The organism is Actinomadura sp. BRA 177 (assembly GCF_013372625.1).
Classification (GTDB): domain Bacteria; phylum Actinomycetota; class Actinomycetes; order Streptosporangiales; family Streptosporangiaceae; genus Spirillospora.
In genome coordinates this window covers 1-7,847 of sequence record NZ_JABXFD010000412.1, presented here as the reverse complement: position 1 = coordinate 7,847, position 7,847 = coordinate 1, and the positions used below count along the sequence as shown (strand labels likewise).

Here is a 7,847-nt window from a genome sequence, read left to right as displayed (position 1 = left end):
CGGGTCGGCGGGATTGGTTGTGTGGAGGAGTCGGCAACCCGACCGAACCCGACGCCCCCACCTCCGTTGTGGGCGTGCTGGGGGGGCGAAAATGCGTTGCTGGTGTTGGGTGGGTTTCGGCAGGCTTGGAGGGTGCTCCGGGAAATGCTCGGAGGCTTTGGAATTGCCGGAGTATTTCCCTGTAGTTCAATGGTAGAACGCCGTACCGCGACATTGTTGCGTCCTCTATGGCGCTGGGGCCGCGGGTCCCGGGGCGGTGCGGGGTCCGGGTTCGAGTCCTGGCGGGGGAGCGGCGCAGGGGTGAGGAGGTGGCCCGGTGAACGTGCTCGTTTTGAATGCGTCGTACGAGCCCTTACAAAGGGTGGATCTGCGGCACGCCATTCGCATGCTGGTGCGCGAGGTGGCGGTTGTGGAGGAGGCGGAGGAGGGCCGGACCTTCGGCCGCTTCCCGGTGCCGCGGGTCCTGCGGCTCGTCCGGTACGTCGCGATGCGGTGGCGGCATGGGAGGCGGCCGCCGTGGAGCAAGCGCGGCGTCCACCTGCGTGATCGGGGGCGCTGCTGCTACTGCGGGAAGCGCGGGAACACGATCGACCACGTCCGCCCGCAGTCGCGCGGCGGCGGCGACACCTGGGAGAACACCGTCCTGGCGTGTGGGAAGTGCAACAACCGCAAGGGGGACCGGACGGTCTCCGAGGCCGGGCTGCGGCTGCTGTCGCAGCCGCGGGTGCCCCGCTGGGAGGAGCTCGTGGGCCTGTGACGGGGGGACGCGGGCCGGGCCGCCGGGCGGCGGCCCGGCCCGCGTCCTGTACCGTGTGCCCGGCTCCGGTAGCCCGCGCGTGACCCTGTGTGCTTATCTGAGATTTCCGAAGCGTCTGAGGCTGAATGGGCGATTGTGGTAGCGTGCCGCCAATCTTGACCTTTGTTATGTAGGAGAGATCTGTGGCGGCCCTCGATCCAGGCGGCAGGACGGCCCGTACGTCGCGCAAGCGCGCGGTGGCGCGGCGCCTGACCGCGATCGTTCTCGCGGTGGGCGTGTCGGCGGCGCTGCCGCCGGTGTCCGGGAGCGCCGCGGGACTCCCGCAGGAGCCCAAGGATCTCAAGAAGGAGTACGCCGAGCTGAAGGCGCGCTCGGAGAAGCTGTCGAAGGAGTACCGGGGCGAGCTCGTCTCCCTGGAGGAGGCGAAGAAGGCCGCCGAGCGGGCGGGCGCGGACGCGGCGAAGACCGACCGCGAGTACGACGCCGCCCGCCAGAGCGTCGCTCAGCTCGCCTCCAGCACGTACATGACCGGCCGGCTCGACATGATCCCGATGATCTCCTCGGCCGAGCCGGGCGCCGCCGTCCACGACGCCGCGGTCATCGAGCACATCAGCCGCAACAACGGCCGCCGCATCCAGAACCTCCAGGCCCTCACCGCCAAGGCGGAGCAGTCGCACGAGACGGCGAAGAAGAAGCTGGCGGACGTCGAGAAGGAGATCGAGGACCTGGAGAGCCAGCGCACCCGGGTCAAGAAGCTGCTGGCCAAGTACAAGCCCGAGGTGACGAAGGCGCCCGTCAGCGGCGGCGGGCGTCCCGACGGCGTCAGCGGCGCCAAGTCCCCGATCGTCGGCAACTCGATGACCGCGCGGATGCGCACGGTGCTGCTGGAGGTCGACGGCAAGTTCGGCCCGTTCCCGACGATCGGCTGCGCCCGCCCCGGCGACCCGCAGGACCACGGCTCCGGCACCGCCTGCGACTTCATGGAGAGCACCGGCGGCAAGATGCCGAGCGCCTCCGCGCAGGCGCACGGCGACAGCGTCGCCCAGTACGTCATCGACAACGCCTCCCGCCTCGGCATCAAGTACGTCATCTGGAAGCAGCGCATCTACGACATGCGCGGCAGCGGCGGCTGGCGCCAGATGGAGGACCGCGGCAGCATCACCCAGAACCACTTCGACCACGTCCACGTCTCCGTCCTCTGACGCGGAGCCGGCCACTGGACGCGGCCGGTACTTTGGCCGGACCGGCGCATCGACTGCGTCTTCTCCGCGTGGCCGCGCCGGGCGTGTGCTACTGGTCGGCGAGTTCGACGGCGGTGCCCTCGGCGGCGGAGCGGGCGGCGGCCTCGATGACCTCCAGGCCCGTGATCGCGTCGGCGAGGGTCGTGGGCGGCGGCGCGCCGTCCCGCAGGGTGCGCAGGACGCCGGCGTAGAAGTCCTGGTAGGCGCCGGGGGCGGTGGGGTCGGGCGTCGCCTCGTCGGGCGTGCCGAGGAGGCCGTGTGACTCCGGTGCGGCGATGCCGTAGCCGGGGTCCTTCGGGGTGAGGCCCGCGTGCAGCTGCGCCTCCTGCGGGTCCATGCCGGAGACGATGTAGGACGCGCGGCTCCCGAGCACCCGGAAGCGCGGGCCCAGCTGGGCGGCGGTCGCGCTCATCCACAGGTGCGAGCGCGTGCCGTTCGGGTGGGTGAGGGCGAGGAACACGTCGTCGGGGGCGGTCGCGCCGCGGCGGCGGGTGTCGATCTCGGCGTAGACGCGGGCCGGACGGCCGAACAGGGCGATCGCCTGGTCGATGAGGTGCGAGCCGAGGTCGAACAGGATGCCGCCCGCGTCGCGGGGGTCGGTGCTCTCCTTCCAGCTCTCCTTCACCTCGAGCCGCCAGCGCTCGAAGCGGGACTCGAACCGCTGGACGTCGCCGAGCGCGCCGGCGGCGATCAGGCGCGTCGCCGTGACGTAGTCGCCGTCCCAGCGGCGGTTGTGGTACGGGAACACCGGCAGCCCGCGGACGGCGCTCAGCGCGGCGAGGGAGCGGGCGTCGGCGGTGGAGGCCGCCACCGGCTTGTCCACGACGACGGGGACGCCCGCGGTCAGCGCCGCCCGGGCCAGCGGGACGTGCTGTCGGTTCGGCGCGGCGACCACGACGAGGTCGTAGGCGCCCGGCGCCCCCCACAGCCGGTCGGCGCGGTCCACGACGTCCGCTTCCGGGTACCGCTCCCGGACGGCCCGCTGCCGTTCCGGCGCGCGGGTGACGACCGCGGCCAGCCGCAGCCCGGGGACGGACGTGATCAGCGGGGCGTGGAACACCGAGCCGCCGGTGCCGAATCCGATCAGCGCAACACGCAGGTCCATGCACCGATCATGACCGATGGCGCCCGTGCGGCGCGGCGGCGGGGTGCCCGGCGCCGCTCGGACGCGGGGTGTCGGCGCGTGCGGAGTGGCCTGCGCCACGTAGGCTTTTTATGCGGGTTCAGGCGATAGAGGGGGTCGCGTGCCCAAACCAGTGCTGCTGACCGTGGACGACGATCCGGGGGTGTCCCGGGCCGTGGCGCGCGATCTGCGCCGCAGGTACGCCGAGTCGTACCGGATCGTCCGGGCCGAGTCGGGGCGGCAGGCCCTGGACGCGCTGAGCGAGCTGAAGCTGCGCGGCGAGGACACCGCCGTGCTGCTCGCCGACCACCGGATGCCCGGGATGGACGGCGTGGAGTTCCTCGAACGCGCCATGGACCTGTTCCCGGCCGCGCGGCGCGTGCTGCTCACCGCCTACGCCGAGACCGACGCGGCGATCCGCGCGATCAACGACGTCGACCTCGACCACTACCTGCTCAAGCCGTGGGACCCGCCGGACGAGAAGTTCTACCCGGTGATCGACGAGCTGCTGGACGTGTGGGCGCGCACCGACCGGCGCCCGCCCCGCGAGCTGCGCGTGGTGGGGCACCGCTGGTCGTCGCGCTGCTACGAGGTCCGCGACCTGCTCGCCCGCAACCAGGTGCCCTACTCGTGGCTGATGGACACCGACGAGGAGGGCGCCGAGCTGGTCGCCGCCGCCGGGGGCCCGGAGCTGCCGGTCGTCGTCGAGCGGCACGCCCTCGGCGGGCAGGCTGGGCAGAGCTCCCGCATCGAGAACTACCTCGGCTTCCCCGACGGGGTGACCGGGGCGCAGCTCGCCGACCGGGCCCGCCGGCAGGCCGGCCGGTTCGGCGCCGAGCTGCTGCAGGCCGGGGAGGTCACCGCGCTGGAGGCGCGCGGCACCGCCCGGGTGGCGCGGCTGGCGGACGGCACGGAGATCGCCGCGCACGCCGTCATCCTCGCCACCGGCGTGTCCTACCGGCGGCTGAACGCCGAGAGCGTGGACGACTTCGTCGGCCGCGGCGTCTACTACGGCGCCGCGCTCACCGAGGCCCCGGAGTGCGAGAACGAGGACGTCGCCATCGTCGGCGGCGCCAACTCGGCCGGGCAGGCCGCCGTGTACCTCGCCCGGTACGCGAAGAAGGTGCACATCATCGTGCGGGCGGACGGCCTGGAGCGGTCGATGTCGCACTACCTGATCGAGCAGATCGCGGCGACGCCGAACATCGAGGTCCACACCGGCAAGACCGTCTGCGGCGCGGACGGCGCCGACCGGCTGGAGCGGCTCACGTTCGCGTGGCCGGGCGGCAAGAAGACGATCGACGCGCACTGGCTGTTCGTGTTCATCGGCGCCGAGCCCGGCACGGGGTGGCTGGACGGCCTCGTCGAGCGCGACCCGCGCGGCTACGTGCTGACCGGCCCCGACCTCGTCGCCGGCGGCCGCCGCCCGGCGGGCTGGCCGCTCGTCCGCCAGCCCTACCACCTGGAGACGAGCGTCCCCGGCGTGTTCGCCGCGGGCGACGTCCGCGCCGAGTCGATGAAGCGGGTCGCCTCGGCGGTCGGCGACGGCGCGATGGCCGTCGCCCTCGTCCACCGCTACTTGGAGCAGGCATGAGCACGGCATCACCGGAGGAGCTGCGGCGGCTGTTCCTCTTCGAGGACCTGGACGAGGAGAAGCTCGGCTGGCTGTCGCAGTACGGGACGGTCGGGGAGTATCCCGCGGACGGCGTGGTCTGCGCGCAGGGAGACCCCGCCGAGTTCCTGTACGTGCTGCTGGACGGCGAGATGGTGATGAGCCAGAACGTCCGGGGCCACCAGGTGGAGATCAACCGGACCGATCGCCCCGGCACCTACGGCGGCGCCGTGCAGGCGTACCTGGGCGACAAGATCGAGCAGCGCTACCAGCACACGCTCCGGGCGACGCGTCCGGCCAGGGTCTTCGTGCTGCCGGCCCGCAAGTTCGCCATGGCCGTCCGCAAGTGGTTCCCGATGGGCGCGCACCTGCTGGCGGGCGTCTTCTTCGGGATGACCACCACGCGGCAGCTCGTGGACCAGCGGGAGCGGCTCACCGCGCTCGGCACGATCACCGCCGGGCTCACCCACGAGCTGAACAATCCGGCCGCGGCCGCCGCGCGGGCCAGCGCCGAGCTCGGCGACCGGCTGCTCGGGGCGCAGCGGACGCTGGCCGACCTCGCCGCGCAGGGCGTCGACTGCACGCACCTGAGCGCGCTCGTCTCGCTGCGCCCGGCGCTGCCCGCGCCGCCGTCCGGCCGCCGCAGCCCCCTGGACGTCAGCGACGCCGAGGACGAGCTGGGCGACTGGCTGGAGGAGCACGGCGTCGGGGAGGCCTGGGACCTCGCGCCCGGCCTGGTCGCCGCCGGGATCGGCACCGAGCAGGCCGAGGACGTCGCGCGCGCGGCCGGCGACCACCTCCCGGCGGCGATGCGGTGGCTCGCCGAGGTCATGGAGGTCGCGCAGCTGCAGGCGGAGATCTCCGACGCGATGGGCCGCATCACCGCGCTGCTGGACTCGGCCCGGCAGTACTCCCAGCTCGACCGCGCCGCCTACCAGCGCGTCGACCTGCGCGAGCTGCTGGACAGCACGCTCACCATGCTCAAGCGCAAGTTCGGGCCGGACGTGACGGTGAAGGTCGACTACGACGAGTCGCTCCCGCCCGTCCCGGTCTACGCGGCGGAGCTGAACCAGGTCTGGACGAACCTGATCGTCAACGCGCTCCAGGCGATGCAGGGCGAGGGCACCCTGACCGTGCGGACGGCGCGGGAGAACGACCACGCGCTCGTGGAGATCGGCGACACCGGAGTGGGCATCCCGGAAGAGGACCGCGACCGGATCTTCACGCCGTTCTTCACCACCAAGCCCGTCGGGCAGGGCACCGGACTCGGCCTCGACATCTCATGGCGGATCGTCGTCGGACGCCACGGCGGTGCCATCAAGGTGGACTCCCTGCCGGGCGACACCCGCTTCCAGGTCCTCCTCCCGCTCACCGAACCCGACGCCTAGCCTCAAGGAGGCCGCCGCCGGGCACGCGGAGGCCCCGGCGCCCGCGGGGACGCCGGCGCCGGGAAGCGCGCTAGTCGAACAGGTCGGGCTGCTCCCTCGTGATCTGGTCGTAGAGGGGCTGGTAGTTGATCCAGCCGACCAGGTCGTTGCCGATCTGCTCGTGGGTCAGGACGGCGTTGTCGTGCTCGATGGGCACGACCTCGCCGGCGGCCTTGGCGAGGAGCTGCACCTCGCAGGAGCGCTCCATCGTGATGAACCACCAGGCGGCGGCGTCCACGGTGTCGCCGACGGTGAGCAGGCCGTGGTTGCGCAGGATGACCGCCTTGTGGCCGCCGAGGGCCGCGGCGATGCGCTTGCCCTCCTCCAGGTCGGTGACGACGCCGGTGTAGTCGTCGAACAGGCCGTGGTCCTGGTAGAACGCGCACACGTCCTGCGTGATCGGCTCCAGCTTCTGGCCGAGGGCCGAGATCGCGCGGCCGTAGGTGGAGTGGCTGTGCGCGGCGGCCACCACGCCGGGACGCGCCTGGTGGACCTGGGAGTGGATCGCGAACGCGGCCTCGTTGACCGGGTACCGGCCCTCGACGACCTTGCCGTCGTGGTTCACCAGGATCAGGTCGCTGACCTTGATGTGCTTGAACGACATGCCGAACGGGTTGACCCAGAAGTGGTCGGTGCGCTCGGGGTCGCGGGCGGTGATGTGCCCCGCCACGCCCTCCTCGAAGCCGAACTTCCCGAAGATGCGCAGCGCGGCGGTCAGCCGCTCCTTGCGGTGCCGGCGCTCGTCCTCGACCTTGTCGAACGAGGGCGGCAGCCGGAAGATCAGGTCGGTCGGCAGCTTCTCCAGGAACTCGTCCTCATCGGACATCGGTGCGACTCCTTATGCTCGTCTACCCCCACCGAACACCATCGCCGCCGGATCCGGCTAGACCGGCGCCGCCCAAGCGTCCCGCGCCCGGTTGTCCGGACGGGACAACGGGACGGCAGAATGCAGGGATGGACGTCGGGACGGGTGACCGGTTCCTGCGGCTGCTGATCGAGCACGGCGACGACCCGGCCGTGCTGGAGGCGACGGTCCGCGCCGCCCGCGGCCGGTCGGAGCTGGTGGCGGCGCTGCCGGAGGAGGAGACCCGGCGGCACGTCCGCGCCCTCGTCCGGGGCGTGCTCGCCGCGCTGGAGCAGGGCGGGCTCGGCGAGGACGTCCTGGCGGCGGCGGAGCGGCTCGGCTCGGACCGGGCGCGGCAGGGGGTGCCCGTCGCGGCGTTCCTGGACGGCTTCCAGGCGGGCCGCGCCCACCTCGTCCGGGTGCTCGTCGCGGAGGGCCGCCGGATGGGGGTGCCGGACGCCGTGCTGCTGGACGGCGTGACCCGCATCGACGAGATCACCACCGCGCTCGTGCACCGGATGGTCCACGCGCACCGGGTCACCGAGCTGGAGACGGCCCGCACCGCGCGGGAGGCGCGGGCCCAGATGCTCCGGCAGCTGCTGCACGGCGAGGCGGTCCCGGTCCGCGCGCCGCTCGACCCGGCCGCCGCCTACCACTGCGTCGTGTCCGACGTGAGCGACCCGGCGGTGGCGGCGCGGCTGGAGACCGAGGTGACCGCCGCCGGGCCGGGCCTGTGCGGGCTGGTGGACGGCCGGTTCGCTGCTCCCGCCGCCCGGCTGCCGGACCCGGGTCCGGCCGGCAGCCGGGCGGCGAGCGCAGCGAACCTGGCCCTTATACACAACT

Annotated in this window: 6 protein-coding genes, 1 tRNA gene and 1 pseudogene; 6 read left to right on the top strand and 2 right to left on the bottom strand. The window is 72.8% G+C overall.

Translation table 11 applies throughout. The features are described 5' to 3' along the window. Nucleotides 1-175 precede the first annotated feature (175 nt). The 3 genes from HUX53_RS24950 (at nucleotide 176) to HUX53_RS24940 (ending at nucleotide 1,959) form a co-directional block, all read left to right on the top strand. A tRNA-OTHER gene (locus HUX53_RS24950) sits at nucleotides 176-290 on the top strand. A 26-nt stretch (nucleotides 291-316) separates the two neighbouring features. Then, a complete protein-coding gene (locus HUX53_RS24945) occupies nucleotides 317-757 on the top strand; it encodes an HNH endonuclease (protein ID WP_176405653.1) in 441 nt (146 codons plus the stop codon). A 182-nt stretch (nucleotides 758-939) separates the two neighbouring features. Next, on the top strand, nucleotides 940-1,959 hold the full coding sequence (locus HUX53_RS24940; RefSeq protein WP_309237421.1) for a hypothetical protein: 1,020 nt from the start codon (nucleotides 940-942) through the stop codon (nucleotides 1,957-1,959). An 88-nt stretch (nucleotides 1,960-2,047) separates the two neighbouring features. Here the strand turns inward: HUX53_RS24940 and HUX53_RS24935 are convergent, their stop codons facing one another. Further along, nucleotides 2,048-3,103, bottom strand: a complete 1,056-nt coding sequence (locus tag HUX53_RS24935) for a Gfo/Idh/MocA family oxidoreductase (protein ID WP_176405652.1) — start codon at nucleotides 3,101-3,103, stop codon at nucleotides 2,048-2,050. A gap of 139 nt (nucleotides 3,104-3,242) precedes the next feature. Here HUX53_RS24935 and HUX53_RS24930 point away from each other — a divergent pair, with 139 nt between their 5' ends. Then, nucleotides 3,243-4,715 carry an FAD-dependent oxidoreductase gene (locus HUX53_RS24930; protein WP_176405651.1) on the top strand — a complete coding sequence of 491 codons (1,473 nt, stop codon included), beginning with the start codon at nucleotides 3,243-3,245 and terminating at the stop codon, nucleotides 4,713-4,715. Next, nucleotides 4,712-6,121: an ATP-binding protein gene (locus HUX53_RS24925; RefSeq protein WP_176405650.1), complete on the top strand. Its 1,410-nt coding sequence runs from the start codon at nucleotides 4,712-4,714 to the stop codon at nucleotides 6,119-6,121. The genes HUX53_RS24930 and HUX53_RS24925 overlap by 4 nt, the downstream gene beginning before the upstream one ends. A 70-nt stretch (nucleotides 6,122-6,191) precedes the next feature. On the opposite strand, the gene HUX53_RS24920 is transcribed toward HUX53_RS24925, so the two are convergent. Further along, complete coding sequence (locus HUX53_RS24920) at nucleotides 6,192-6,986, bottom strand: class II aldolase/adducin family protein (RefSeq protein WP_176405649.1); 795 nt, start codon at nucleotides 6,984-6,986, stop codon at nucleotides 6,192-6,194. A 128-nt stretch (nucleotides 6,987-7,114) separates the two neighbouring features. On the opposite strand from HUX53_RS24920, the pseudogene HUX53_RS24915 reads away from it, so the two are divergent. After that, a pseudogene (locus HUX53_RS24915) lies at nucleotides 7,115-7,847 on the top strand (PucR family transcriptional regulator); the annotation flags it as partial.